At 62.1% G+C, this 25,004-nt stretch carries 22 protein-coding genes; 8 read left to right on the top strand and 14 right to left on the bottom strand.

Annotated features, from left to right (window positions below; all coding sequences use genetic code 11):
• The first annotated feature begins 56 nt into the window (after positions 1-56).
• Both mutM and mutY read left to right on the top strand, forming a co-directional pair.
• The gene (gene mutM / locus SB753_RS19605; protein ID WP_087754768.1) at positions 57-887 is read left to right on the top strand and encodes a bifunctional DNA-formamidopyrimidine glycosylase/DNA-(apurinic or apyrimidinic site) lyase; all 831 of its coding nucleotides are present in this window, start codon (positions 57-59) and stop codon (positions 885-887) included.
• A 6-nt stretch (positions 888-893) separates the two neighbouring features.
• The gene (gene mutY, locus SB753_RS19600) at positions 894-2,042 is read left to right on the top strand and encodes an A/G-specific adenine glycosylase (RefSeq protein ID WP_410801403.1); all 1,149 of its coding nucleotides are present in this window, start codon (positions 894-896) and stop codon (positions 2,040-2,042) included.
• Positions 2,043-2,065: 23 nt separating this feature from the next.
• Here the strand turns inward: mutY and SB753_RS19595 are convergent, their stop codons facing one another.
• The 11 genes from SB753_RS19595 to kdsD form a co-directional block, all read right to left on the bottom strand.
• A complete protein-coding gene (locus tag SB753_RS19595) occupies positions 2,066-2,701 on the bottom strand; it encodes an LON peptidase substrate-binding domain-containing protein (RefSeq protein ID WP_410801401.1) in 636 nt (211 codons plus the stop codon).
• Positions 2,702-2,740: 39 nt separating this feature from the next.
• Positions 2,741-3,634, bottom strand: coding sequence for an RNase adapter RapZ (gene rapZ, locus SB753_RS19590; protein ID WP_020066970.1), 894 nt, complete (start codon positions 3,632-3,634; stop codon positions 2,741-2,743).
• Positions 3,635-3,737: 103 nt separating this feature from the next.
• Positions 3,738-4,706: an HPr(Ser) kinase/phosphatase gene (hprK, locus tag SB753_RS19585; RefSeq protein ID WP_007179412.1), complete on the bottom strand. Its 969-nt coding sequence runs from the start codon at positions 4,704-4,706 to the stop codon at positions 3,738-3,740.
• Between the two features lie 139 nt (positions 4,707-4,845).
• Entirely contained in the window at positions 4,846-5,361 is a 516-nt protein-coding gene (locus SB753_RS19580; RefSeq protein ID WP_027804462.1) for a PTS sugar transporter subunit IIA, read from the bottom strand.
• 349 nt (positions 5,362-5,710) lie between these two features.
• A complete protein-coding gene (gene hpf / locus SB753_RS19575; RefSeq protein ID WP_020066967.1) occupies positions 5,711-6,067 on the bottom strand; it encodes a ribosome hibernation-promoting factor, HPF/YfiA family in 357 nt (118 codons plus the stop codon).
• A gap of 171 nt (positions 6,068-6,238) precedes the next feature.
• The gene (locus tag SB753_RS19570) at positions 6,239-7,753 is read right to left on the bottom strand and encodes an RNA polymerase factor sigma-54 (RefSeq protein ID WP_020066966.1); all 1,515 of its coding nucleotides are present in this window, start codon (positions 7,751-7,753) and stop codon (positions 6,239-6,241) included.
• A 178-nt stretch (positions 7,754-7,931) separates the two neighbouring features.
• Positions 7,932-8,717 (bottom strand): LPS export ABC transporter ATP-binding protein, encoded by a 786-nt coding sequence (gene lptB, locus SB753_RS19565; protein WP_020066965.1) that lies wholly within the window; start codon positions 8,715-8,717, stop codon positions 7,932-7,934.
• A complete protein-coding gene (gene lptA / locus SB753_RS19560; RefSeq protein WP_020066964.1) occupies positions 8,714-9,385 on the bottom strand; it encodes a lipopolysaccharide transport periplasmic protein LptA in 672 nt (223 codons plus the stop codon). The genes lptB and lptA overlap by 4 nt, the downstream gene beginning before the upstream one ends.
• A gap of 30 nt (positions 9,386-9,415) precedes the next feature.
• Positions 9,416-10,015 carry an LPS export ABC transporter periplasmic protein LptC gene (gene lptC, locus SB753_RS19555; RefSeq protein ID WP_020066963.1) on the bottom strand — a complete coding sequence of 200 codons (600 nt, stop codon included), beginning with the start codon at positions 10,013-10,015 and terminating at the stop codon, positions 9,416-9,418.
• A complete protein-coding gene (locus tag SB753_RS19550) occupies positions 10,012-10,572 on the bottom strand; it encodes a KdsC family phosphatase (protein ID WP_020066962.1) in 561 nt (186 codons plus the stop codon). Before SB753_RS19550 ends, lptC begins: the two co-directional genes overlap by 4 nt.
• The gene (gene kdsD / locus SB753_RS19545; RefSeq protein ID WP_392392663.1) at positions 10,572-11,555 is read right to left on the bottom strand and encodes an arabinose 5-phosphate isomerase KdsD; all 984 of its coding nucleotides are present in this window, start codon (positions 11,553-11,555) and stop codon (positions 10,572-10,574) included. Before kdsD ends, SB753_RS19550 begins: the two co-directional genes overlap by 1 nt.
• Before the next feature lie 185 nt (positions 11,556-11,740).
• On the opposite strand from kdsD, the gene SB753_RS19540 reads away from it, so the two are divergent.
• From SB753_RS19540 to purU, 5 genes are all read left to right on the top strand, one after another.
• Positions 11,741-13,744, top strand: coding sequence for a monovalent cation:proton antiporter family protein (locus SB753_RS19540; protein ID WP_027804460.1), 2,004 nt, complete (start codon positions 11,741-11,743; stop codon positions 13,742-13,744).
• 75 nt (positions 13,745-13,819) lie between these two features.
• A complete protein-coding gene (locus SB753_RS19535; RefSeq protein WP_288824608.1) occupies positions 13,820-14,386 on the top strand; it encodes an adenine phosphoribosyltransferase in 567 nt (188 codons plus the stop codon).
• Positions 14,387-14,444: 58 nt separating this feature from the next.
• Positions 14,445-15,059 (top strand): LysE family translocator, encoded by a 615-nt coding sequence (locus SB753_RS19530; protein WP_027804459.1) that lies wholly within the window; start codon positions 14,445-14,447, stop codon positions 15,057-15,059.
• Positions 15,060-15,111: 52 nt separating this feature from the next.
• A complete protein-coding gene (locus tag SB753_RS19525; RefSeq protein ID WP_408198123.1) occupies positions 15,112-15,963 on the top strand; it encodes an NUDIX hydrolase in 852 nt (283 codons plus the stop codon).
• Between the two features lie 95 nt (positions 15,964-16,058).
• Positions 16,059-16,928, top strand: a complete 870-nt coding sequence (purU, locus tag SB753_RS19520; RefSeq protein WP_020066956.1) for a formyltetrahydrofolate deformylase — start codon at positions 16,059-16,061, stop codon at positions 16,926-16,928.
• Positions 16,929-17,004: 76 nt separating this feature from the next.
• Here the strand turns inward: purU and SB753_RS19515 are convergent, their stop codons facing one another.
• Positions 17,005-18,270: a PepSY-associated TM helix domain-containing protein gene (locus SB753_RS19515; RefSeq protein ID WP_410801397.1), complete on the bottom strand. Its 1,266-nt coding sequence runs from the start codon at positions 18,268-18,270 to the stop codon at positions 17,005-17,007.
• 384 nt (positions 18,271-18,654) lie between these two features.
• Between SB753_RS19515 and SB753_RS19510 the strand changes: the two genes are divergently transcribed.
• Complete coding sequence (locus SB753_RS19510) at positions 18,655-20,778, top strand: TonB-dependent siderophore receptor (RefSeq protein ID WP_410801395.1); 2,124 nt, start codon at positions 18,655-18,657, stop codon at positions 20,776-20,778.
• A gap of 58 nt (positions 20,779-20,836) precedes the next feature.
• Here the strand turns inward: SB753_RS19510 and SB753_RS19505 are convergent, their stop codons facing one another.
• On the bottom strand, positions 20,837-21,922 hold the full coding sequence (locus SB753_RS19505) for an AI-2E family transporter (protein WP_020066953.1): 1,086 nt from the start codon (positions 21,920-21,922) through the stop codon (positions 20,837-20,839).
• 33 nt (positions 21,923-21,955) lie between these two features.
• Positions 21,956-24,829 carry an excinuclease ABC subunit UvrA gene (gene uvrA / locus SB753_RS19500; protein WP_410801393.1) on the bottom strand — a complete coding sequence of 958 codons (2,874 nt, stop codon included), beginning with the start codon at positions 24,827-24,829 and terminating at the stop codon, positions 21,956-21,958.
• Between the last annotated feature and the right edge of the window lie 175 nt (positions 24,830-25,004).

Below are 25,004 nucleotides of genomic sequence, written 5' to 3'. Positions count from 1 at the left end.
ACGCGCTCGCTACAATACGCGCACAACCACTCACGCAAGTTGCAGACCAGTTAGACATGCCAGAGCTGCCAGAAGTTGAGGTTACCCGACGAGGGATCGAGCCGTATGTGTCCGGCCGCAAGGTGCAGCGCGTCGATGTCCGTACGCCCGCGCTGCGGTGGCCGATTCCCGCGGACCTTGCGAAGACCTTGCGAGGGCACGTCGTGCGCAACGTCGAGCGGCGCGGCAAATATCTGCTGTTCGAAATCGACGCGGGGTGGTTCATCGTGCATCTTGGCATGACGGGCACACTGCGTGTGTTGCGTCATGTACCGCATCCTCCGGCCGCGGCGAAGCACGACCACGTCGACTGGATTTTCGACGATTTCATTCTGCGCTTCCGCGATCCGCGACGCTTCGGCGCGGTGTTGTGGCATCCGCGTGAAGCCGGCGACGTGCTCGAGCATCCGTTGCTTGCGAGTCTTGGCGTCGAGCCGTTTTCGCCCGCATTCTCAGGCGCGCTCATGCACCGGCTCACACGCGGGCGCAAGGTGTCGGTGAAGCAGGCTCTGCTGGCCGGCGAAATCGTCGTCGGCGTGGGGAATATCTATGCGTCCGAAAGCCTCTTTCGCGCAGGTATCCGGCCCACCATCGCGGCAGGCCGCGTCTCGCTCGTACGCTACGGATTGTTGGCCGATGCTGTACGCGTGACGCTCGCAGCGGCGATCGAGAAAGGCGGTAGCACGCTGCGCGATTTCGTCGGCAGCAATGGCGAAAGCGGGTACTTCCAGCTCGATTATTTCGTCTATGACCGCGCGGGGCAGCCGTGCCGCGTGTGCGGCACGCCGATCAGACAGATCGTGCAAGGTCAGCGCTCCACTTACTTTTGTCCCACCTGTCAGCGCTAATTTTCGATGCCTTCCCGCTTAACTCCTAAGTCCGGTCCGCGTTCCGCGCCGTCCGCCGCGCCTGCTGTATCCACGGTGCCCGCATCTGCACTGACGTCCGGGTTTGCCGCCCGGCTGATCGCATGGCAGCGCATGCATGGGCGCCATGATCTGCCATGGCAGAACACGCGCAATGCCTATCGCATCTGGCTGTCGGAAATCATGCTGCAGCAGACGCAAGTGTCGACGGTGATTCCGTACTACGCGAAGTTTCTCGCGCGCTTTCCGGATGTTGCCGCGCTTGCCGCGGCTCCTGTTGATGACGTCATGGCGCTGTGGGCCGGCCTCGGCTATTACACGCGCGCCCGCAATCTGCATCGCTGCGCGCAGGCGGTCGTCGAGCGGCACGGCGGCGCGTTCCCGGCTTCGGTGGACCAACTCGCGGAACTGCCCGGCATCGGGCGTTCGACGGCGGCGGCGATCGCGTCGTTTGCGTTCGGCGCCCGCGCGACGATTCTCGACGGCAACGTGAAGCGTGTACTCGCGCGAGTGTTCGGCGTCGAAGGATTCCCCGGCGAGAAGAAGGTCGAGAATGCCATGTGGACGCTGGCTGAATCGCTGCTGCCGTCCAATGCATCGGACGACGAAGTCAGCGCGTACACGCAAGGTCTGATGGACCTTGGCGCTACGTTATGCGTGCGCGGCAAGCCCGACTGTTTGCGCTGTCCGTTTTCCGCCGACTGTGTTGCGAACGTGACGGGACGTCAACGCGAACTGCCGACCGCGCGTCCGAAGAAAGCGGTGCCGACGCGTCGCACGTGGATGCTCGTGATGCGCGACGGCGACGCGGTCATGCTCGAAAAGCGCCCGCCGTCCGGTATCTGGGGCGGCCTGTGGAGCTTGCCCGAGGCTGCGGACGAAGCGGCACTCGCCACGCGAGCGCGCGAGTTCGGCGGCGACGGTGCGGTGTCGCCGCTCGCGCCGCTCACGCATGTGTTCACGCACTTCAAGCTGGAAATAGAGCCACGGCTCGCAGAGTTCGATCGTAGTGTCGGCGCTCTCGCGGCGTTACGCGATGCGGACACGGCTTGGGTGTCGGTGAGCGATCTCGATTCTTTCGGCGTGCCCGCGCCCGTTCGAAAACTTCTGGAGAGTCTGCGGGGTTCGCTGATCTGAACGGTCACGCGCGGAGCCGCTTCTTACAGCAGTTGATGCTGCTGCATATAGTGATGAACCACGTCGATGCGCGCGCCGGCATCCAGCATTTCCATGAGCTTTTGCCGCGCTTTTAGTGCGATCGGCAGTACTTCGGCGAGACGGTTGGACACCCACGACGGGTCTTCGAGTCTGAACGGTTCCGCGAACGGCAAGCTTTCCGGGTCGCGCTCCTGGATCGTAGCGATGATGCGCTCCAGCACTTCCGCGCACGCGCCGAACCTGGCGAGTTGCTGGTTACCTTCTAGCGGCCGGTCTTCGCCGAGCGGCTCGGCCATACCGACCAGCAAACCGCTGCTTTCCACACGATGCGACAGCAGCCGGAAGCGCCGCGTGCCGCGCGCGCGAATCAACAGCATGCCGAAGGTCTCAACGTCGCACTCTTCAATTTCGGCGAGGCAGCCGATTGATTCGGGCACCGAAGGCTCGTGTTCCCGAGCGACCTCGGCGCCGCTTTTCAGCAGGCACACGCCGAACGGCGTCTTCTCGCGCAGGCAGTCGCGCGCCATATCGAGGTAGCGCGCTTCGAAGATTTTCAGCGGCAGAATGCCGTCAGGAAACAGAACGGTATGCAGCGGGAACAGCGGCACATCGGCGAGCACAGTAGAAGTAGAGGACATGGCGCAACGCTTCGAGTTAAGGCCGCGCGATGCGGCCGGTTAAGCCACTAACTTCGATGACGCCCCGGCGTCGACCGGTGCGTCGCGATGCCGCACGATTACATTCGCTGTATTGGCGAGACGCGCGGCAAGCGTCTCCGCAATGAACACCGAGCGATGTTGGCCGCCCGTACAACCAATCGCGACTGTCAGATAACTACGATTGTCGTCGCGGAAATGCGGCAGCCATTTGGCGAGGAACTTCTCGATATCGTCGATCATTTCGTGAACGACCGGCAGCGCGTCCAGGAAATCGATCACCGGTTTGTCGAGACCCGTCAGCGGGCGCAACTCATGGTCGTAGTACGGGTTCGGCAGCGTGCGTACATCGAACACGAAATCGGCGTCGAGCGGCACGCCGCGTTTGAAGCCGAAGGACTCAAACATCAGCACGAGACCCGCATGCTCCTGCTCGATAAAACGCTTCACCCACTGGCGCAGCACGTTCGCGCGCAAGTTGCTCGTGTCGATCTGATGGCCGAATTCGGCAAGTCCCGCGACGAGCTCGCGCTCGCGTTCAATTGCCTCCGCGAGCGACGTGAGCAAGCCGACATCTGCGTCATGCGCGGTCGAGCCCGACAACGGATGACGGCGACGCGTTTCCGAGAAGCGCTGAATCAGCGACTGCGTGCTCGCGTTGAGGAACAGCACCCGCACGTCGTGAGCGCGCGAGAGGTCGCGGATCATCGCAGGCATGTCGTCGAGTGACGCACTCGAGCGCGCGTCGATCGCGACCGCGAGGCGGTCATTTCCGTCTTCGGCGAGATAGGAGGCGAGTTCGGGCAAAAAGCGCGGCGGCAAATTGTCGACGCAGTAATAGCCCGCGTCCTCAAGCGCGTTGAGCGCGACGGATTTGCCAGAGCCGGATATGCCGGTGATGAGGATTATGCGCATGGAGTCGTGGAATCGGTCCGTTTCATCATAGCATCTGACTGCTCTCGCGCGTACCTGCAACCGGCCATGGGCGTGGGCTGCAAGTACTCGATGTACGACCGACTCAGATCAGTTTGCCGGGAAACTGACTATCCGGGTCCTGCATGGCGAGGCGCTGCCGGTCCATGAAGTCACGCAGCGTGTCGATGCCGCGCAATTGCAGAATGGTATTGCGCACCGCAGCTTCGACCAGCACCGCGAGGTTGCGGCCTGCGGCCACCTGAATCGTGACCTTGCTGATGGGCAGGCCGAGCACGTCGACGGTTTGGCTCTCCAGCGGCAGCCGCTGGAATTCACCGTCAGGACGGCGTACCAGTTGCACGATCAACTTGAGCTTCATTTTCCGGCGCACGGCGGTTTCACCGAAAATCGTCTTGATGTCGAGCAGTCCCAGGCCGCGCACTTCCAGCAGATTTTGCAGCAGCGGCGGGCAGCGCCCTTCGACGAAGTCCGGGCCTAGCCGGACGAAGTCGACGGCGTCGTCGGCGACGAGGCCGTGGCCGCGGCTAATGAGTTCGAGACCGAGCTCGCTTTTGCCGAGACCCGAGTCGCCGGTGAGCAGCACGCCCATGCCGAGAATGTCGAGAAACACGCCATGCAACGTGGCGCGCGGCGCGAGAATGCGCGACATGTAGAGGCGCAGGCTGTCGATCACAGCAGCCGCTGACATCGGCGTAGTAAAAAGCGGTGTAGACGAGCGCGTGCAGCGAAGCACCAGTTCCGGCGGAGCCGCGACGCCGCCCGCCACCACGAGGAATGGCGGTTCCAACGCAATCAGCTCGGCCATGTGGCGCGAGCGGTCTTCGTCGGTCTGGCGCTTGTAGTAGTCGATTTCGGCGTCGCCGAGCACCTGGATCCGGTTCGGGTGGATCAGGTTCAAGTGGCCGACGAGGTCGGCGCTCGACGTGGCATTGGCGACCGATTCTGAAGAAAAGCCGCGTTCCCAGCCTTCATGCCCTGTCAGCCAGCTTAGCTTCAGCGTGGCGGCGTTATCGTCGAAAATGCTCTGGGCGTTGATGCTGGACGTATCCATGAGTCAGTGACTCCAGTGTTGGCCGCTTGCCGGGCAAACCGCTGGCCACGCTAACGCGGGCCGTGCGCCGAGCCTGACTATATCCGCACGCGGGCGGTGGGACGTGCGGATAGGCGGCGTGCGGATGACCGCCGCTGCATCAAGGTTGCCACTGAGTGAGCAGGCGATGCAATGATTCGCGGTCTTCTTCCGTATGCAGGCGCTCGCGCGCCTCGCGATCGGACAAAAGTTGCGCGATTTCCGAAAGGATTTCGAGGTGCTGCTGCGTGGCCTGTTCAGGCACGAGCAGGAAGATCAGCAGCGAGACCGGCTGGCCGTCGGGCGATTCGAAGGGAATGGGTTCGGCCAGACGGACAAACGCGGCGAGCGGCTGCTTGAGTCCTTTGATGCGGCCGTGCGGAATCGCGACGCCTTCGCCAAGCCCTGTCGATCCGAGGCGCTCGCGCGCAAACAGATTGTCGGTGACCGTGCTACGGGCGATGCCGTTCTGGTTCTCGAAGATGAGGCCCGCTTGCTCGAACACGCGCTTTTTGCTGGTGACCGATAGTCCGACGACGACGTTCTCGAGGGGAAGAAATTTGGCTAAACGATTCATGTTGACAGGCGAAAACGTGGCCTGGGTTCTCCTCGCTGGGGCGATTGATTGGCGTTCCATTCGTTTGATGCTCACCGCGATGTGCGTTGGAGTCCGAAAGCACAGTACTCCGGCAGACCGCGTGCATGCGACCTAGACCCCGATGGTAACCGGAACATTATAGAACAGGGCGACGGCGTATGGTGCGGCGCGCCATCAATGCTCAATAGGTTCTTTTTTCAGGGCGATTCGCGCTGCGGCGACCTTGAGGATCGTCCGGTGGGAACCGGCAAGCAATCGACAAGCAATCGACAAGCAATCGACAAGCAATCGACAAAGCATTCGGCAAACAAACCGGAATCCCAACGAAAAACCGCCCGAATCCGGGCGGTTGAGGTGAAGCGAAATGAAGTAAGTCTTCTAATTTCGCTTACTGCGGCGGCACGTCAAGTTGCGGCGCCGGTTGATACTTGATCGCTTCGTGCTGATGGCCTTGCAGGCGATCCTTGTGACGTATCACTTGCCGGTCGAGCTTGTCGATCATGAGATCGATCGCAGCGTAGAGGTCGCTGTCACAGCTCTCGACAAAAATGTCCTTGCCCTTCAGATGCAGGTTGATTTCAACCTTTTGCCGCTTGTCCTTTTCCTTGTGGTTGTCGACCGAGAGGACCACACTGCCGTCGATGACCTGATCGAAATGTCTTAGCACCCTATCCAGTTTGGTGATCACGTATTCGCGCAACGCAGGCGTTACTTCGAGGTGGTGTCCACTGATCTGCAGATTCATAGTGCTTCTCCAAGCTAATGGCCGCTTGGTCCGCACGATGACGTAGGTCCGGTCGATCTGTCGGCTTGCCTGAGTCGCCCCCCGGTGACTGACTTCTGGCAGGTCGCATCGGCCGGCCTGTCCGCCAACTTGCGGAGCGGCCGGTAAATGCCCGCCACGGAAGGCGACGGGCTACAGAGACTTGCGCAGGTTGACTGCCGGAATCCTGAGTGCTTCGCGATACTTCGCGACGGTGCGCCGTGCGACCACGAAGCCCTGTTCCGCCAGCAGTTCGGCTATGCGGCTGTCTGAAAGAGGCGTTTTTGCGTTTTCCGCTCCTATCAGTTGCTTGATGAGCGCGCGAATGGCCGTGGAAGAGGCCGCGCCGCCCGTGTCTGTCGAAACATGCGATCCGAAGAAGTACTTGAACTCTAGCGTCCCGAACGGGGTGAGCATGTACTTACCGGTTGTCACACGCGAGACAGTCGACTCGTGTAGGCCCAGCGTATCAGCAATTTCCCGCAAAACCAAGGGGCGCATAGCAATTTCGCCGTGCACAAAAAAGCTCTTCTGGCGCTCCACAATGGCCTGCGCGACGCGCAGGATTGTTTCGAAACGTTGCTGAATATTCTTGATGAGCCAGCGCGCTTCCTGCAGTTGCTGGCGCAACGAACCGCTGCCCGGATCGCCGCGGTTGTTGCGCAGAATATTGGCGTACAGGTGATTGATGCGCAGCTTCGGCACCACTTCGGGATTGAGTTCAGCCTGCCAACCTTGGGCAGTTTTGCGCACCATGATGTCCGGCACCACGTAGTCCGCTTCGGCCTTGCCGTACGCCGCGCCGGGGAACGGCTCGAGCGAGCGGATCAGCATGTGCGCGTCGCGCAGGTCGTCGTCGTTTGCTTTCAGATGCTTGCGCAGACGCGTGAAATCGCGCGCGGCCAGCAGTTCCAGATAATGGGCGACGATTTCGAGCGCGAGCGTTCGCGTGGGCGAGGGCGGCAGCCGCAATAGTTGCAGCTTGAGACACTCGGAGGCGGAGCGTGCGCCTACACCCGCCGGGTCGAAGCTATGCAGCAGCGCGAGCGCGGCATTCAGTTCGTCGAGGTCGACTTCGAGTTCTTCGGGCAGATCCGCGAGCACTTCGTCGAGCGTGGCGGCAAGGTAGCCGTCGTCGTCTAGCGACTCGATCAGGAAGGTGATCAGCGCCCGGTCACGCTGACCAGCCTGCGTAACGCGCAATTGCGCCATCAGATGATCGCGCAGCGAAGTACTCGATTCGTGAATTTGCAGCGGGGGTAGATCGTCGTCGTCGGAGGCGTTGCCGGACCGGCCGTAGTCGTCGAGATTCCATTGCGACGCGTCGCCGTTGCTGTCGCCCGAGAGGCCGTTGTACTCGTCTACGCCTTGCGGCTCGCCGTTTTCCGCGCGCTCACTGCTGCTGGACGATGACGAGCCGTTGCCGCCCATCTGGTCGGGTGGCGCCGACGAACTGGGTGCCTGGGTAATCAGCGAACCGTCGGCCGCCACGCGAAGCGGGCTCGCGATCCAGTCGTCCTCGTTCTCGAGGAGCGGATTCTGCGAGATCGCGGTTGCCACTTCCTGCTGCAGTTCGAGCGTGGACAGCTGAAGCAGCCGGATGGACTGCTGCAGTTGCGGGGTCAACGCAAGATGCTGCGATAGGCGGAGTTGGAGGCTGGCTTTCATGGCAAGTTCAGATTCATTGTAGAGAGTTTGCCACGACCGCGATACCTTGCGAATTCGCAATTACGCTGCGCCGGTCCCGGCGACGCCGGGCGCGGGCCGCCCGCGACAGGAGCAGGCCCGGGCGCTTGCCACCGAAGAACCGGCAAACGCGCGTGGCGCCGCCGATTCCCGCGAGCACTTACATGCGGAAATGCTCGCCCAGATAGACGCGCCGCACGCTTTCGTTTTCGATGATTTCGCTCGGCGCGCCGGCGGCCAGCACGCTGCCGTCGCTGATGATGTAGGCGTGATCGCAGATACCGAGCGTTTCACGCACGTTGTGGTCGGTGATTAGCACACCAATATTGCGCTGCTTCAGAAATTTAACGATCTTCTGGATTTCGAGCACCGCAATCGGATCGACGCCCGCGAACGGCTCGTCCAGCAGAATGAAGCTCGGATTGGTGGCGAGCGCCCGCGCGATTTCCACCCGGCGGCGTTCGCCGCCCGACAGCGACAGCGCAGGATTGTCGCGCAAATGCGAGATTTGCAGCTCGTCCAGCAAAGCTTCCACGCGGCTCGTGATTGCGTCTTTTGTGAGGCGCTTGCCGTTGTCTTCGTGCTGCAATTCCAGCACGGCGCGAATATTCTGCTCGACAGAAAGCTTGCGGAACACCGAAGCTTCCTGCGGCAGATACGAGAGCCCGAGCGAAGCACGCTTGTGGATCGGCAACAAGCTGATGGACTTGCCGTCCAGATCGATTTCGCCTGCGTCGAGCGGCACGAGGCCGACGATCATATAAAACGACGTGGTCTTGCCCGCGCCGTTCGGCCCGAGCAGCCCGACTACTTCGCCGCTTTTCACGTCGAGCGAGACGTCTTTGACGACTGTGCGGGAACCGTAGCGCTTCTTCAGATTGCGTACGACCAGCGAACTACTGGTGCCGGCCGGCTTGCGATTGGGGAGGGACGCGGAGGTGCTCACTGATTCGGCGCTCCCTGAATCGTGGTGGACGGCGCGAGCGTGGCCGACGCACCGTTCAGCGGCGCCGCGCCGCCGTTACGCGGCGAAAGCATCGCGCGCACACGGCCGCTCGGGTTGCCCGGTCCCGCGACGTCCTTGCCTGCCTTCGCGGTATAGAAGTCCTTTTGCCCGTCATATGTAATGACGCTGCCGTGCACCTGGTCCATCACCGTGGAAAGGCCTTGCAGACGTTTGACGGTCGCATTCGTGGTGAGGGTGGTCAGGTCCTGCTTGCCGTCGTAGTCGATACGAACGGCCGTGCCTTCGATGTATTCATCGAGACCTTCGCGCTTCTGACGGAAATACGACAGATTGCCGCCGGTCGAGGTGCCGGTTGCGTACTGATAGCCCTGCGGGTCTTGCGTCACGTCGACACGGTCGGCCTTGATCACGATCGTGCCTTTGGTCGCGACCACATGGCCGGTGAAAATGTTGACCTGTTTGAGGTCGTCGTAAGTCATGTTGTCCGCTTCGATATTGAGCGGCTTGTCCTTGTCGGCGCGGTCTGCGTGCGCAAGCGGCGCGAAGCCGGCGAGCGGCAACGCGACAATCAGCGCAGCAAGTCCGGCGCGGCACGCGGACAGGGTTCGCGAGCGGCCGGTATGAAAACGGGGGAACGATTCGTTCATGCAGTCACGCCTGGAATGGATTTACCCGGGTTACTTGGGCGAGCTGCCGCCGGCGTCGGACGCGGCGATCGCGCCTTTCACATTGCCGAAGAGCTGCATCACCCGGGTGACGTTGTTGTAGTTCATGCCGCTGGCAGTCATTACGGAGACGCCGCGCTGAAGTTTAACCGGCTTTTCCGTCTCGATCACATCGTCGTTGACCAGCACGCGGAAATGCTCGGAATCGGCTTGCATCTGCGGGTCGCCATAACCTGGCGCGCGCAGGATGCGTGCGTTGCCATACAGGTCGACGATAGACGCGTCGCCGTTGACCTTGCCGGTATCGCCGGTTGCAGTGACGATCGGCTTGCCCGGCTGGAACGCGCGCATCGCGGGCTTAACGAGATCGCTCAGTTCGTCGTCTTCGTAGTGAACCAGCGACTGCGCGGTCAGGCGATATTGCGTCGAGCCCGACTGATCGAGTTCGGAAACCGAAAAGTTGTCGGCGAAGTAGTCGGGCGTGTGCTCCTTCGGACGCACCGCACCTTCGTTTTGCCGCGGCAGCGTGGCTTGCAGAAGCCACCACGTGATGCCCGCGAGAGCGGCCATCGCGACGAGCGGGATCAGCGAAGTCAGGCGAAACTGATTCATCCGACGAGGCCCCGCTGTTCGCCGCTACAGGCGGCTGCGAGCAGCGCCTCGTACTTGTGCTGGGCGCGCAACAGCGTGTCGCACACTTCGCGGGCCGCGCCGTGGCCGCCGCGCGCCTCGCTGACCCAGTGGGCTCGCGCGATCACTTCAGGATGCGAATTAGCCGGTGCGGCCGCGAAGCCGACCTTCAGCATCACGCCGAGATCGACCCAGTCGTCGCCCATGTAGCCGCATTGTTCCGCACTCATGCCGGTCGCCTGGAGCAACTCCGCGAATGCCTGCGGCTTGTTCTCGATGCCCTGATACACATGCGTGATATGCATTTCTTTCGCGCGCGCGGCGACGATGCCCGACTTGCGCCCGGTAATGATCGCCGTTTCAATGCCGGCCTGGCGCAGCAGCTTCATGCCGTGGCCGTCCATGGAATTGAAAGCCTTCATCGTGTCGCCTTCCGCCGTGAAGAGCAGCCCGCCGTCGGTCAGTACACCGTCGACGTCGAAAATCATCAGCTTCACGCGGCTTGCGCGTTCGGTAGCGGTAGGGGGCGCGACGGCCATCAGATCACCTTTTTCGAGAACAGGTCGTGCATGTTGAGTGCGCCGATGAGCTTGCCCGCTTCGTCGACGACCAGCATCTGATTGATGCGATGGCGCTCCATCAGTTCCACGGCTTCCACTGCGAGATGATCCGGGCCGATGGTGCGCGGGTCGGCAGTCATGACCGAAGCGATCGACAGCGCGCGAAAATCGCCGTCACGCTCCAGCACGCGGCGCAAGTCGCCGTCGGTGAAAATGCCCTTCACGCGGTCTTCGCTATCGACGATCGCGGTCATGCCCATGCGCTTGGCCGTCAACTGGAACAACGCGTCGCGTACGGTCGCTGCGGGCGTGACCTTCGGCACCTGGTCGCCCGTGCGCATGACGTCGCTGACGTAAGTAAGCAGGCGCCGACCGAGTGCGCCGCCCGGATGCGAGCGCGCGAAGTCGTCGCGGCCGAAGCCACGCGCGTCGAGCACGGCGACCGCGAGCGCGTCGCCGAGCGCGAGCGCCGCCGTGGTGCTCGCTGTAGGCGCAAGATTCATCGGACAGGCTTCTTTCGCTACGGCAGAATTCAGATGGACGTCGGCCAGTTTCGCGAGGCTCGACGACGGGCGGCCGGTCATTGCGATCAGCTTTGCGCCGATCCGCTTGATGAGCGGCAGAATTGCCACGAGTTCTTCGGTTTCGCCGGAATTGGACAACGCGAGAAATACGTCGTCGGCGGTGACCATGCCGAGATCGCCATGACTCGCTTCAGCAGGATGCACGAAGAACGCCGGTGTGCCGGTGCTGGCCAACGTGGCCGCGAGCTTGCGGGCCACATGCCCGGATTTGCCGATGCCCGAGACCACAACGCGCCCGCGGCAACCCATGATGAGTTCGACCGCGCCGACGAAGGCGCCGTCGAGTTGATCGCGAAGCGCGCGCACGGCGTCCGCTTCGATGTCGAGCACGTCACGAGCGAGCGCAAGTGCCCGGTCGCCATTGATTTTCGCTATCATTCGCGAAGTATAGCAAAGGCGCTTGTTCGCCGCGCCGGGCCTGCTGTGCAAAGCCGCTGCCTTCATCGGCCCCTTCAACGGCCGCTTTATCGCCCCCTATAACGGCCCCTCAACCTTGTCGCACGGCGTGTTGCGTGCGCGGTTCCGCTGACGAACGAGGACGCTTCACTCATGCGTTTTTGCCGATGATTTCCCCGCTCGAAATGACGCTTTTCCTGCTGCTGGCCTCGGTCGCGGGCGTGGTGATTTTTCGCTTTCTGAATCTTCCGCCGATGCTCGGCTATCTGAGCGTCGGCATCGTCGTTGGGCCGAATGCGTTGGGCCTCGTTCCCGATTCCGTGGGCGCGCAGAACCTCGCGGAGTTCGGCGTCGTGTTCCTGATGTTTTCGATCGGCCTCGAGTTTTCGCTCGCGAAGCTGCGCTCCATGCGCCGGCTCGTGTTCGGTCTCGGTCTATTGCAGGTGTTGGGCACGATCGCGATCGCGGTCACGCTCGGTTTCGTGTTCGAGCGTTGGGTGCATATCAAATGGCAAGCGAGCGTTGCGCTCGGCGGCGCGTTGGCGATGTCGTCGACGGCGATTGTCAGCAAGATGCTTGCGGAGCGGCTTGAAATCGAAACCGAGCATGGCCGCAATATCTTCGGTGTGCTGCTTTTCCAGGATCTCGCGGTGGTGCCGCTCCTGATCATTATCTCGGCGCTGGGCGGCGATTCGAAAGACCTCGTCAACGCGCTCGGCGTCGCGGCCATCAAGATCGTCGTCGCTTTGTCGCTGCTGCTGATCGTGGGGCAGCGCTTCATGACGCGCTGGTTCAATGTGGTCGCGCGGCGCCGCTCGCAGGAACTGTTCATTCTCAATCTGCTGCTCGTGACGCTCGGCTCGGCGTTCATCACCGACAAGTTCGGGCTGTCGCTCGCGCTGGGCGCATTCATCGCAGGCATGTTGATCGCGGAAACGCCGTACCGGCATCAGGTGGAAGAAGACATCAAGCCGTTTCGCGACGTGCTGCTCGGGCTGTTCTTCGTCACGACCGGCATGCTGTTGAATCCGCGCGTGATCTGGGAGCATCCGCTGATCGTGCTCGGCTTCCTGATCGGTCCAATCCTGCTGAAGGCCGTCATGATCACGGGGCTTTCTCGTCTGTTCGGCGCGTCGCCGGGCGTCGCCATGCGCACGGGTATCGGCCTCGCGCAAGCGGGCGAGTTCGGCTTCGTGCTGCTGAATCTGATTCTCGACAAACATCTCGTCGACGCCACGCTGCTGCAGGCAATTCTTGCGGCGATGCTGCTGTCGATGCTCGCCGCGCCGTTCCTGATCCAGAACGCGGACCGTATCGTGCTGCGGCTGTCTTCGACTGAATGGATGATGCAGTCGTTGCAAATGACGCGCATCGCCACGCAGAGCCTGAAGCAAAGCGGCCACGTGATCATCTGCGGCTACGGGCGCTCCGGACAGAACCTTGCTCGCATGCTCGAACACGAAGGTTTGTCGTATGTCGCGCTGGACCTCGACCCGGACCGCGTGCAAGCGGCAGCCGCCGCGGGCGAGTCGGTCGTGTTCGGCGATGCGGGCCGCCGCGAATCGCTGCTCGCGGCCGGTATTCATCGCGCCGCGGCGATCGCGATTACGTATGCAAACACGCCTTCGGCATTACGCGTGCTGCACAACATCCACGAACTGGAACCGACGCTGCCGGTGATCGTTCGTACCGTCGACGACGCCGATCTGGAAAAGCTGCTGGCCGCTGGCGCGACAGAGGTGATTCCCGAAATCGTAGAGGGGAGCCTGATGCTCGCTTCGCACACGCTGGTCGTGATGGGCATACCGATGCGCCGCGTGGTGCGCCGCGTGGAAGAAATGCGCGACGAACGTTATGCGCTGCTGCGCGGCTATTTCCACGGCGCCGACGACATGGACGACGACGACGGCCACGAACAGGTGCGGCTACAATCGGTCCCGGTCGACGAGAACGCCGACGCGGTTGGCCGTACGCTCGCGGACCTGGGTTTGTACGAACTGGGTGTCGAAGTGACGGCGATTCGCCGTCACGGCATTCGCGGCGTGGAGCCGGACCCGTCCACCAAGCTGCGCGCGAGCGACATTGTCGTGTTGCGCGGCTTGCCCGAACAGTTGGCGCAGGCCGAGGAGCGGCTCTCGAAACACCGCCGCGCGGGCGCCGCCGCGGCGTAGCGATTGCTGCACGGTTCGTGCGGCTGCACCAATTCAGCTTTTCATTGGACCTGTCGAGGTCCATCCGGAGACATCATGTCAAACGCGCTCGCGAGCGCGCCGCTCGATGCGGCCGACTACATCAAGAGTCATATTCGCACCGTGCCCGACTGGCCCCAGGCCGGCGTGCAGTTCCGCGACATCACGCCGCTGCTTCAGGAGCCGAAGTCGCTGCGGGTGCTGATCGACCTGTTCGTGCAGCGTTATATCGACGCGAAGCTCGACTACATTGCCGGGCTCGATGCGCGTGGTTTCATCATCGGGCCAATTCTTGCGTATGAGTTGAATCTGGGCTTCATTCCGATTCGTAAGGAGGGCAAACTGCCCTACAAGCGCGCGTCGCAATCTTATGAACTCGAATACGGCACGGCCACCGTCGAGATTCACGAAGACGCGTGCAAGCCGGGCGACCGCGTGGTGATCATCGACGATCTGATCGCAACCGGCGGCACGATGATGGCCGGCAAGATTCTGCTTGAGCGGCTCGGCGCGGTCGTCGTGGAAGGTGCGGCGATTATCGACTTGCCTGAACTCGGCGGCTCGAAACTGCTCGCCGACGGCGGGCTGTCGCTCTATACGGTGACGAGTTTCGACGGTCATTGAGCGCGCGGCAAACTCGCCGCTGCGCGCTTCACCTTGTGCAATAAAGAAGGTAAGAACGATGCCCAACTTCATGCTGTTCCTTGCCACGTCGATTGCGATCACGATGGCGCCCGGTCCGGACAATCTGCAAGTGCTCGCGCGCGGCATCTCGCAGGGCCGTGCGGCCGGTCTGGTGGCCGCGCTCGGCTTTGCCGCGGGCATCACGTTTCACACGACGCTCGCCGCGCTCGGCGTGGCAGCGCTGCTGCGCTCCTCGCCGTTCGCTTTCCAGGCGATCAAGCTGGCCGGCGCGGCGTATCTCGTCTGGATCGGCGTCAAGGCGCTGCGTAGCCAGGGCCTCGCGACCGCACACGAACGTGCGCCGCAACCGTTGATGGCCGTGTTCCGCCAAAGCGTGCTCGGCAATCTGCTCAATCCGAAGGTGACGCTGTTCTTCATCGTATTTCTGCCGCAATTCGTGCAGCCGCACGGCGCGCAAAGCGTTACCGTGCAAATGCTCGAACTCGGCGCGCTTTTCATGTTGCAGACCGTGGCGGTGTTTTCTCTGTTTGGCGTGTGTGCAGGGATTATCGGCGGGTGGTTGAAGCGCCGGCCGCGTGTGGGCGTGTGGCTCGACCGTCTTGCCGGCGCCACCTTCATTGCGATCGGGATTCGGGTCGCGTTGCGTGACTGATCTGGCTCACTGCCGCTTGCCACCGCTTGCCGCCGACAGTTTGGAGTTTCGAATGAGTTTGCCTTGCCTTATCGCCGCGCGCCGCTTCGACGTTGCTGCGCATCTGCCGTTCTACATCGACAGCAACCAGGTCGGCTGGATTCGTTCGAGCGATGTGCGATTGCTCGCGCGTTGGCCTGACGTATTCGACATCGACGATGCGCGCGTGAACCTCGCGCCTTCGTTCAACACCGTTGATTTGCGGAGCGCGGCGCTCGGTTCGGTGATCGGCGCGCTTGCCGCCGAAGGCCGCATTCCCGGCTGGCGCAACGAGACCTATGCGATCCGCAATGCGTTCGACGCGCCGCCGCTCGCCTACATCGAACGTGCGGCGTCGCGCTTTTTCGGCACGCTGACCTACGCGGTGCATCTGAACGGCGTCGTAGAATATGCGGACGGCGGCGCGCCGAAGTTGTGGATCGCGCGCCGCAGCGACACGAAGGCGACCGATCCCGGCATGCTCGACAACGTAGTGGCGGGCGGAATCGGTTGGGGTTTTGGCGTCGAGGCGACGATCGTCAAGGAGTGCTGGGAAGAAGCCGGCATTCCGGAAGAGATTGCCGTGCGGGCGGTGGCGGGCCGCACCGCGTATGTGTTGCAATCGCTGCCCGAAGGCACCCAGGCCGAACAGATCTTTATCTACGACCTCGCGCTGCCGGCGGACTTCGCGCCACGCAATCAGGACGGCGAAGTCGGCGAGCACCGGCTTGCGCGCATCGACGAAGTGGCGCGCTGGATCGAGGAAGGCGCAATGACGGTCGACGCGAGTCTTGCCACGCTGGATTGCCTGCTGCGCCGCCGCTGGATCGACGAAGAGGCCTGCGCGGGAATCGAAGCGTTGTTTGCGCCGCCCGTGCTCGCGTAAGCACGTCATCGCGGACCTTGCCAAAGCGCCTTGCGCCGCACACCATACAGCAACACCGAACAAACCACGCATTGAAGAAGGGAGTCACCCAGGTCATGTCGACCGATCACAGCTTTATCCTCAAACTGTCGTGCGCCGATCGGCCCGGCATTGTTCACGCCGTGTCGGGCTTTCTGTTCGAGCGTGGCAGCAATATTCTCGACTCCGCGCAGTTCGGCGACAGCCGCACCGGCGAGTTCTTCATGCGCGTGCATTTTCAGCAGGTGGGCGGCGATCCGGGGCTCGAGGCGCTGCGTGTGTCCTTCGGGGCGCTCGCCGAGCAGTTCGGCATGAGCTGGGAATTGCACGATGCATCGGTGAAGCCGCGCGTCGTCATCATGGTTTCGAAAATCGGACATTGCCTGAACGACTTGCTGTTCCGCTACCGTACCGGTCAGCTGAACATCGAGATCCCGGCGATCATCTCGAACCACAAGGAGTTTTATCAGCTCGCAGCGAGCTATGACATTCCGTTTCATCATTTCCCGCTGCTGGGCGGCACGCCCGAAGCGAAGGCCGCGCAGGAAGCGCGCGTGCTCGAAGTGATCGACGAGCATCAGGCAGATCTGGTCGTGCTCGCGCGCTACATGCAGATTCTGTCGCCGAAGCTGTGCGAAGCGCTTGCGGGTCGCGCAATCAACATTCATCACTCGTTTCTGCCGAGCTTCAAGGGTGCGAAGCCCTATTACCAGGCGTTCGATCGCGGCGTGAAGTTGATCGGCGCAACGGCGCACTACGTGACGACCGATCTGGACGAAGGTCCGATCATCGAGCAGGAAGTGGAGCGCGTGGACCACAGCATGACGCCGGAGCAGTTGACGGCGATCGGCCGCGACGTCGAATGCGTGACGCTGGCGCGTGCGGTGAAATGGCACGTCGAGCACCGCGTGGTGCTGAACGGTAGCAAGACGGTGGTGTTCCGTTAGAAACGGGTGAGGGCTTGCCGCAGCGGCATCCTTTAGCGACGCTCCGCTTCATTTGCCGCTGCGCGCAGGTACCGGTTCATTCGGGCGCGACGTTTGGCTCAGGACGTGCCGGGGCTCTGCCGGCGTCCCTGGTCACTGGCGCTTTGTGCATTCTCTGCGCGTTCTGCGATGAGCGGCGGCGCGCATTCAACTTCTTCAGCCAGATCAGCAGGCCGGTCGCGCTCAGCACGGCGACCGCGATGCCGACTGCGCTAATCAGGATCCGCCCGCCAAGGCCAAGGATGCGTCCCGAGTGCAGCGGAAACTGCACCTGCATGAAGACGTCGCCCGCTGTGCCTCTGCCCGGAATCTGCTGGCCGAGCAGCTTGCCAGTTGCCGCGTCCCAGTACATCCACGGGTTGCCGAGGCCCATGTCGCCGTGATCGTTGCCAGTCTCGTAGAAACCGACGCCATACGCATGCAGGAATTCCGCGTAATAGATGCCCCCCGGAGGCGCTTGCAGGTGCTGCGTTTTGCCGGCTTCGTGCGCCAGTTGCAGGACGCGCTCGCGGGTGAGCAGGCTGTCGCCGGGTTTCGGCGCGCGAAGAATCTCCGGGTTGTTGATCGGGTCCGGCGTGAGCGTCGAAAACATCGAGACGATGGGACGCACAACGGGTGACGCGAGGTTCATCGACACCGACGTCACCGCGACGATCATCAGCAGTCCCCAGATCCACACACCGCCCGAGCGGTGCAAGTCGAACGTGAGCGCGTAGCCGCCCCGCCCGAAACGAAACGCGAACGACTTGCGCCACGTATTGAGGTTCGGAAACGACAGGCACAGCGCAATTGCGCTATCGAACAGCCAGATAATCCCGACGATGCCCATCAGCCAGACGCCCACGTCGATACCGCCGGTGAACGGCAGATGCAGCGTGTAGTGCAGCTTGTAGATGAACGGAATCAGGTCGATCCTCGCTAGCGAAAATGCGCCCCACTGCCGCTGACCCTGAATCTTGCCCGTGGCGGGATCGACGGCGATCTGGTTGAAGTCGAGCTTGTACGGCTCTCGCGTGACCGGATTGGTGCGCGGAAGCACCATCATCTGCAGCGTATGACCGGGCTCTGCCGCGAGCGGCAGATACGTCACTTGCAAGCGCGGATCGGCGGCTTCGACGCGTCGCGCGAGTTCCAGGCCGGACAGGGCAGGCCCTTCGGTGCGCGCCTTGAAAAACGAAGGATTGAGCGCGGCATCGAGTTCATGATCCCACGCGATGATCGCGCCGGTCAGTCCCGCGACGAACAGGAACAGCGCAGTGGCGACACCAAACCAGCGATGCAGACGGACGAGCTGGCGCCTCATGGGCGTACCGGAAACGCGAAGCGGAGTTGCAGACGACGGATCACAGCGGTAGCAAAGTTGTAAATGGGAATTGTTCGCATCTTATGCGATGCGCATCGTAAGCCGCAAGTTCCTTGAAAGTTCGGCGGGTCAGCGGCGTTGATCGCGTTCCGGGCGGTTCGACTAATCTGTGCGCGGTGCCGCGCCCGGTAAGGCTTGCGAAGGCACCTCACAGCGCGCATGCGACAAAATGTCGCATCTTTACCCTTACAATTGGCCAAGTTTTTCGGCATTATCCCGTCCCGTACAAATAGTAATGATTCTCATTTGATGAAATGAGATAGAGAAACGGGATCGACAATGAAGAAGCACAGCGGGGTAGGACGTTCACGAAAGAGTCGCGCAATGCACCGGTTGCACTGGGCCGCGTGCCTGGCATTAACGGCAAGTCAGGCCGCGCTGGCGCAGCAGGTGCCGCCGCCAGTCGCGTCTTCGGAAAGCGGTGAAAACGCGTTGCCGGCCGTCAAGGTCACGGCGGCACACGACACCGCCCAGCATCTGAAAGAGGACGTCGGCAGCGGCGCGCTCGGCACCCGCTCGCAACTCGATACGCCGTTTTCGACCACCGTCGTGACAAGTGAAGAGTTGCAGGATCGCCAGCCGTCCAAACTCGGCGACGTGTTTGCCACTGACGCCTCCGTATCCGACAACGGCAACGCCTACAACGCGTGGGCCACGTATCTGACCGTGCGCGGCATGCAGCTCGACTGGCAGTCGGGATTCAAAATCGACGGCATGCCGTTCAACAGCTATGGCATCACGATGCCCTACGAGCAACTCGAAAAAGTGGAACTGCTCAAAGGGTTGACCGGCTTCATGTACGGATTCGGCGCGCCCGGCGGCGTCGTCAACTACGTGACGAAAAAGCCGCCCGTCTCGACGACGCCAGTACGCAGCGTCGACGTCGGCTACTACACCGACGGTGTATGGACCGAGCACGCGGACCTTGGCGGCCGCGTGGGTCCGGACGGCATGTTCGGCTATCGCCTGAACGCCACGCACGAGGAAGGCAAAACCTATAACGACGGCAACGTGCGGCGCGATTCGGTTTCAGTCGCACTCGACGCCCGCATCACGCGCGACCTGAAGGCGACCTTCGGCGCGTTATATCAGGAGCGCCATTCGACCGGCATTACGGGCGCGATCTCGACGGCGCAATACACCGGCACCAGCCTGCCGCATACGATCAGCGGCGGCACCGGCGACCTTTCCGGTCCCGACCAGCATCTGAACACCAATCTGCAGCTTTACACCGCCGGCCTGCAGTACAACCTCGGCCCGGACTGGACGCTCAACGCAAGCTACAGCTACAGCAAGAGTTCGCGTGACCGCAACGAAAGCACGTACTACCTGCTGAACGGCGCGGGCGATTACACCGACAGCCGCTTCGCCGGCAAGGAAGGCCATCAACTGAGCCTGTGGCAGGTGTCGGCGGAAGGCCATGTGAAGACGGGACCCTTCCAGCATCAACTGGTATTTGGCGCAGCGTATCAGCGTCAGACGAACGACTACGGTGCGAACAGCTTCTTCGGCCAGATTGGCACGGGCAACATCTACCAGCCGAACGTCAACACGTTCGGCGGCGCGTCCAACTACTACACATACCGCGACAGCGACATCACGCAGAAAGCGCTCTTTGCCAGCGATACGATCGCGTTGACGCAGCGCTGGTCGGTACTCGGCGGCGTGCGTTACACGAACTACGAGCAGCACGGCTATTCGACGACCGGCGCGACGACCTCGACCTATAGCCAGAATGGCGTTTTGACGCCGACCGTCGCGCTGATGTTCAAGCTCGCGCCGACCACGACGTTGTACACGAGCTATGTCGAGTCGCTCGAAGCGGGGACCGTCGTCGGCGATACGTATGCGAATCGCGGTGAACTGCTCAAACCTTTGCGCAGCAAGCAATACGAAGTGGGCGTCAAAACCGAGCAGGGACGCTGGAGCGCGACGGCTGCCTTGTTCCGCATCGAGCGCGGCGCGGCCTATGCGAATAGTGCGAACGTCTACACCCAAGACGGCGAGTCGATCTTCCAGGGTGTCGAGATGGGTGGCGATGTGCGTCTAGGCCGCAACTGGAACGTGGGCGGCGACCTGATGTGGATCAACACGAAGTACGAGCGCGGCGCGGCCAATAACGGCAACCGCGTGGCGGGCGCGCCGCAGTTTGTGGTTGCCGGCCATGCGACTTACTCGGTGCCGTACGTGCCGGGGCTGCGCATCGGCGCGGACGCGAAGTTCACGGGCAACACCAATGTGCGTCCGGCGGACAATCTGAATGCGCCGGGCTATTTGCTGGTGAATCTGGGCGCGAGCTACGCGACCCGGATTGCCGGCTATGACGTGACGTTCCGCGCGGCAATCGACAATCTGCTCAACCGCCGCTATTGGGAGTACCAATACGCCGATTACATGACGCCGGGCGATCCTCGCACGCTGTCATTGAACGCGCGCATCGATTTCTGAGCAAAAAAAACGGCACCGCGGTGCCGTTTTTCTTTGCATTCTCCAGCGTGCAACAGACTCAAACCAGCCGGAGATAGATCAACTCGCGCTTGATATACGCGTAGAAAATCGGCGCTGCGACCACGCCGGGCAGACCGAAAGCGGCTTCCATGACGAGCATTGCCACGAGCAGTTCCCAGGCGCGCGCCTCGATCTGTCCGCCGACGATCCGCGCGTTCAGGAAGTACTCGAGCTTGTGAATCAAAATCAGAAACGCGAGCGACATGACCGCCGCCGGAAAGCTCACCGACAGCGCCACCGCAACGATGATCGTGTTCGAGATCAGATTGCCGATGACCGGCAGCAAGCCGACGATGAACGTGACCAGTACCAGCGTTTTCGAAAGCGGCAACTGGTCGTGGAAGATCGGCAGAAACAGCAGCAGGAAGATGCCGGTGAACACCGCGTTGATCGCAGAAATTTTCACCTGCGCGAATACGATGCGGCGGAACGCGTCGGCAAAACGGGTCACGCGCGTGACGAACGCGGTGGACAGCGGCAGCCGGTGCATGTGTTGTTGCGCACTCACCGCGATAATCGCACCAATGATCATGCCGATCAGAATGTGCGTGAACGCGCGCGCAGCGCTCTTGCCGCTTTGCTGCAGCATGTTGGCGTGCGTCTGCATCAGCTCGGCGGCTTTGGTTTTCATCTGCTCGGTGTCGACCGGCAGCGAACTCGCGATGAATTGCGGAATCCGCCCGCGCGCCTGATCGATCAACTGCATGGCCTGGTCGAGCAGCCTCTGCACACTGGGCACGTCGTTCTCGAAGTGCTCGATGATGCCGAGCGTGAGGCCCGTGAGCGCGCCTACGATCACAGCCGACAGAAACACCACCGCGAGCCAGCGCGCCCGCTTGCTGGACATATGACGTTCGATGCGCGGCGCGATCGTATGCACCAGCTGAAACACCAGCAGCCCGGCGAGCAGGGCGCCGAGCAGCCGGAGTTCGATCACCGCCCACATGCCGAACAGCATCAGCACGTAACTGCCGATCTCGACTGCCGAGAGCTTCGGCAGGCTCATGTTGCTGGTCAGCCTGACCGGGCGTGGACGTAGGTCCTCAACTTGCCCGTCTTCGCGCGCCTGATTCCGCTTGGCCATGGCTTATCCGTCTCCAACCCGTGTTGTGCAGCGTTACTTTTTACTGGCCGCGCGCTTGAGCAGAGGCGCCAGATATCTACCGGTAAAACTTGCATTGGACTTCGCGATCTGCTCGGGCGTGCCTTGCGCGATGATCTGGCCACCGCCCGCGCCGCCTTCCGGACCCATGTCGATGACCCAGTCCGCCGTTTTAATTACATCGAGATTATGCTCGATGATCACGACGGTATTACCCTGGTCGCGTAACCGATGAATAACTTCCAGCAGCAGCGCAATGTCATGAAAGTGCAACCCGGTCGTGGGTTCGTCGAGAATGTATAGCGTGCGACCCGTATCGCGCTTGCTCAGTTCCAAAGATAGTTTGACCCGCTGCGCCTCGCCGCCCGACAAAGTGGTGGCGGACTGGCCCAGCCGGATATAGCCGAGGCCGACGTCGAGCAGGGTTTTCAGCTTGCGCGCGACGACCGGCACCGGCTTGAAGAACTCGTACGCATGCTCGACCGTCATGTCGAGCACCTCGCTGATGTTCTTGCCTTTGTACTGCACGTCCAGTGTTTCGCGGTTGTAGCGCTTGCCATGGCAGACGTCGCACGGCACGTAGACGTCCGGCAAAAAGTGCATCTCGACCTTCAGCACGCCGTCGCCCTGACAGGACTCGCAGCGGCCGCCCTTCACGTTGAACGAGAAGCGGCCCGGGTCGTAGCCGCGCTCCTTGGCGGCGGGAACGCCCGCGAATAGCTCCCGGATCGGCGTGAAAAGGCCCGTATAAGTGGCCGGATTCGAGCGCGGCGTGCGGCCGATCGGCGACTGGTCGACGTTGATGACCTTGTCGAAGTGCTCGAGACCCTCGATCGACTCATACGGCGCCGGCTCCGTGGAAGAGCCGTACAAATGATGCGAGACCGCGTGATACAGCGTGTCGTTGATGAGCGTCGACTTGCCCGAGCCCGAAACGCCGGTCACGCACGTGAGCAGGCCGACCGGCAGGTCGAGTGTGACGTGCCGCAGATTGTTGCCGTGCGCCTCGACGATGCGCAAATGCCGCTCGTCCGGGTCCTTGCGCTCGTCCGGATACTCGATGGTGCGCGCGCCGGACATGTACTGCCCCGTCATGGAGGCGGGGTTGCCCTGCACCTGTTTGGGCGTGCCCTCGGCGATCACCATGCCGCCGTGCTCGCCGGCGCCCGGACCCATGTCGACCACGTAGTCGGCCATGCGGATCATGTCTTCGTCGTGTTCGACGACGATCACCGAGTTGCCCAGGTCGCGCAGATGCTTGAGCGTGGCGATGAGCCGGTCGTTGTCGCGCTGGTGCAGGCCGATGGACGGCTCGTCGAGCACGTACATCACGCCGGTCAGACCCGAGCCGATCTGCGACGCGAGGCGAATGCGTTGCGCCTCGCCACCCGACAGCGTTTCGGCGCTGCGTTCCAGCGACAGGTAATCGAGCCCGACGTTGTTCAGGAACATGAGCCGTGCGACGATCTCTTTCACGACCTTGTCGGCGATCTCTCGCTTCGAGCCTTCGAGCCGCAGCGTCTGAAAGTAGCCGAGCGCGTCGCGCAACGGCCAGCCGCTGATTTCGTAGATGCCGCGCGCGTCGCCGTCCGTGCCGATGCGCACAAAGCGCGCCTCCCGGCGCAACCGCGTGCCCGCGCAGGCGGGGCACGGCTGATTGTTCTGATACTTCGCAAGCTCTTCACGCACTGCGGCTGAATCCGTCTCGCGATAACGCCGCTCCAGATTCGGGATGATGCCTTCGAACACATGCTCGCGGACCGACGTGCGGCCGCGCTCGTTGATGTACGAGAATGGAATTTCCTGCTTGCCCGAGCCGAACAGCAGGATTTTGCGGACTTTTTCAGGCAGGTCTTCGACGGCAGTGTCGATGTCGAAGTCGTAAAACGCCGCGAGGCTTTGCAGCATCTGGAAGTAGAACTGGTTGCGCCGGTCCCAGCCCTTCACCGCGCCTGCCGCGAGCGACAGCGACGGATGCGCGACCACCCGCTTCGGATCGAAGAAGGTGATCTGGCCGAGGCCGTCGCATTCCGGACACGCGCCCATCGGATTGTTGAACGAGAAGAGCCGCGGCTCCAGCTCCTGCAGCGAGTACGAGCAGATCGGACACGCGAACTTCGAGCTGAACAGGTGCTGCTTGTCGGTGTCCATTTCGAGCGCGATGGCGCGACCGTCGGCGAGACGCAGTGCGGTTTCGAACGATTCCGCGAGGCGCTGCTTCATGTCGGGCCGCACCTTGAGGCGGTCGACCACGACGTCGATAGTGTGCTTGTCGTTCTTCTTCAGCTTGGGCAAGGAGTCGACTTCATAGATCTTCGCCGCGCCTTCATTGGCCGTGCCGCCGCCCGAGCGCACGCGAAACCGGATGAAGCCCTGCGCCTGCATCTCCTCGAACAACTCGACATGCTCGCCCTTGCGGTCGGCGACGACCGGCGCGAGGATCATCAGCCTGGTTTCTTCCGGCAGCGCGAGCGCCGCGTCGACCATTTGCGACACGCTTTGCGCTTCGAGCGGGATTTCGTGATCCGGACAGTAAGGCGTGCCGACCCGTGCGAACAATAGCCGCAGGTAGTCGTGAATTTCGGTGACGGTGCCCACCGTGGAACGCGGATTGTGCGACGTGGCCTTCTGCTCGATCGAGATCGCCGGCGACAGACCTTCGATCAGATCGACGTCGGGTTTTTCCATCAACTGCAGGAACTGGCGTGCGTAAGCGGACAGGCTTTCGACGTAGCGCCGCTGTCCTTCCGCATACAGCGTGTCGAACGCGAGCGACGATTTTCCCGAGCCGGAAAGACCGGTAATTACGACGAGCTTGTGACGTGGTAGGTCGAGATTGACGTTCTTCAGGTTGTGGGTGCGAGCCCCACGAATACGGATTTGTTCCACGGATTTATTCCATGAACTGCGGAAAGAGGAAGAGGCTAAACCTGCTACTATAACGACTTTTCAAGGCCGCCGTTACGGCTGCCTGACGGCCCGAACAGGCCTGAACAGCGCCTCAGGCAAGCTGTAAGAACGCGGTTCAGCGCTAGCGGGAAAAGGTCTAACTGGGGCCGTTTCC

The organism is Paraburkholderia sp. SIMBA_053, from assembly GCF_046534895.1.
Taxonomy (GTDB): domain Bacteria; phylum Pseudomonadota; class Gammaproteobacteria; order Burkholderiales; family Burkholderiaceae; genus Paraburkholderia; species Paraburkholderia caledonica.
This window is presented reverse-complemented; position numbering and strand designations above follow the sequence as displayed.

Excerpts from the sequence above, each read along its gene's own strand:
- mutM (WP_087754768.1), top strand. The coding sequence starts at position 57 with ATGCCAGAGCTGCCAGAAGTTGAGGTTACCCGACGAGGGATCGAGCCG.
- mutY (WP_410801403.1), top strand. The coding sequence starts at position 894 with ATGCCTTCCCGCTTAACTCCTAAGTCCGGTCCGCGTTCCGCGCCGTCC.
- SB753_RS19595 (WP_410801401.1), bottom strand. The coding sequence starts at position 2,701 with ATGTCCTCTACTTCTACTGTGCTCGCCGATGTGCCGCTGTTCCCGCTG.
- rapZ (WP_020066970.1), bottom strand. The coding sequence starts at position 3,634 with ATGCGCATAATCCTCATCACCGGCATATCCGGCTCTGGCAAATCCGTC.
- hprK (WP_007179412.1), bottom strand. The coding sequence starts at position 4,706 with ATGGATACGTCCAGCATCAACGCCCAGAGCATTTTCGACGATAACGCC.
- SB753_RS19580 (WP_027804462.1), bottom strand. The coding sequence starts at position 5,361 with ATGGAACGCCAATCAATCGCCCCAGCGAGGAGAACCCAGGCCACGTTT.
- hpf (WP_020066967.1), bottom strand. The coding sequence starts at position 6,067 with ATGAATCTGCAGATCAGTGGACACCACCTCGAAGTAACGCCTGCGTTG.
- SB753_RS19570 (WP_020066966.1), bottom strand. The coding sequence starts at position 7,753 with ATGAAAGCCAGCCTCCAACTCCGCCTATCGCAGCATCTTGCGTTGACC.
- lptA (WP_020066964.1), bottom strand. The coding sequence starts at position 9,385 with ATGAACGAATCGTTCCCCCGTTTTCATACCGGCCGCTCGCGAACCCTG.
- lptC (WP_020066963.1), bottom strand. The coding sequence starts at position 10,015 with ATGAATCAGTTTCGCCTGACTTCGCTGATCCCGCTCGTCGCGATGGCC.
- SB753_RS19550 (WP_020066962.1), bottom strand. The coding sequence starts at position 10,572 with ATGGCCGTCGCGCCCCCTACCGCTACCGAACGCGCAAGCCGCGTGAAG.
- kdsD (WP_392392663.1), bottom strand. The coding sequence starts at position 11,555 with ATGATAGCGAAAATCAATGGCGACCGGGCACTTGCGCTCGCTCGTGAC.
- SB753_RS19540 (WP_027804460.1), top strand. The coding sequence starts at position 11,741 with ATGATTTCCCCGCTCGAAATGACGCTTTTCCTGCTGCTGGCCTCGGTC.
- SB753_RS19535 (WP_288824608.1), top strand. The coding sequence starts at position 13,820 with ATGTCAAACGCGCTCGCGAGCGCGCCGCTCGATGCGGCCGACTACATC.
- SB753_RS19530 (WP_027804459.1), top strand. The coding sequence starts at position 14,445 with ATGCCCAACTTCATGCTGTTCCTTGCCACGTCGATTGCGATCACGATG.
- SB753_RS19525 (WP_408198123.1), top strand. The coding sequence starts at position 15,112 with ATGAGTTTGCCTTGCCTTATCGCCGCGCGCCGCTTCGACGTTGCTGCG.
- purU (WP_020066956.1), top strand. The coding sequence starts at position 16,059 with ATGTCGACCGATCACAGCTTTATCCTCAAACTGTCGTGCGCCGATCGG.
- SB753_RS19515 (WP_410801397.1), bottom strand. The coding sequence starts at position 18,270 with ATGAGGCGCCAGCTCGTCCGTCTGCATCGCTGGTTTGGTGTCGCCACT.
- SB753_RS19510 (WP_410801395.1), top strand. The coding sequence starts at position 18,655 with ATGCACCGGTTGCACTGGGCCGCGTGCCTGGCATTAACGGCAAGTCAG.
- SB753_RS19505 (WP_020066953.1), bottom strand. The coding sequence starts at position 21,922 with ATGGCCAAGCGGAATCAGGCGCGCGAAGACGGGCAAGTTGAGGACCTA.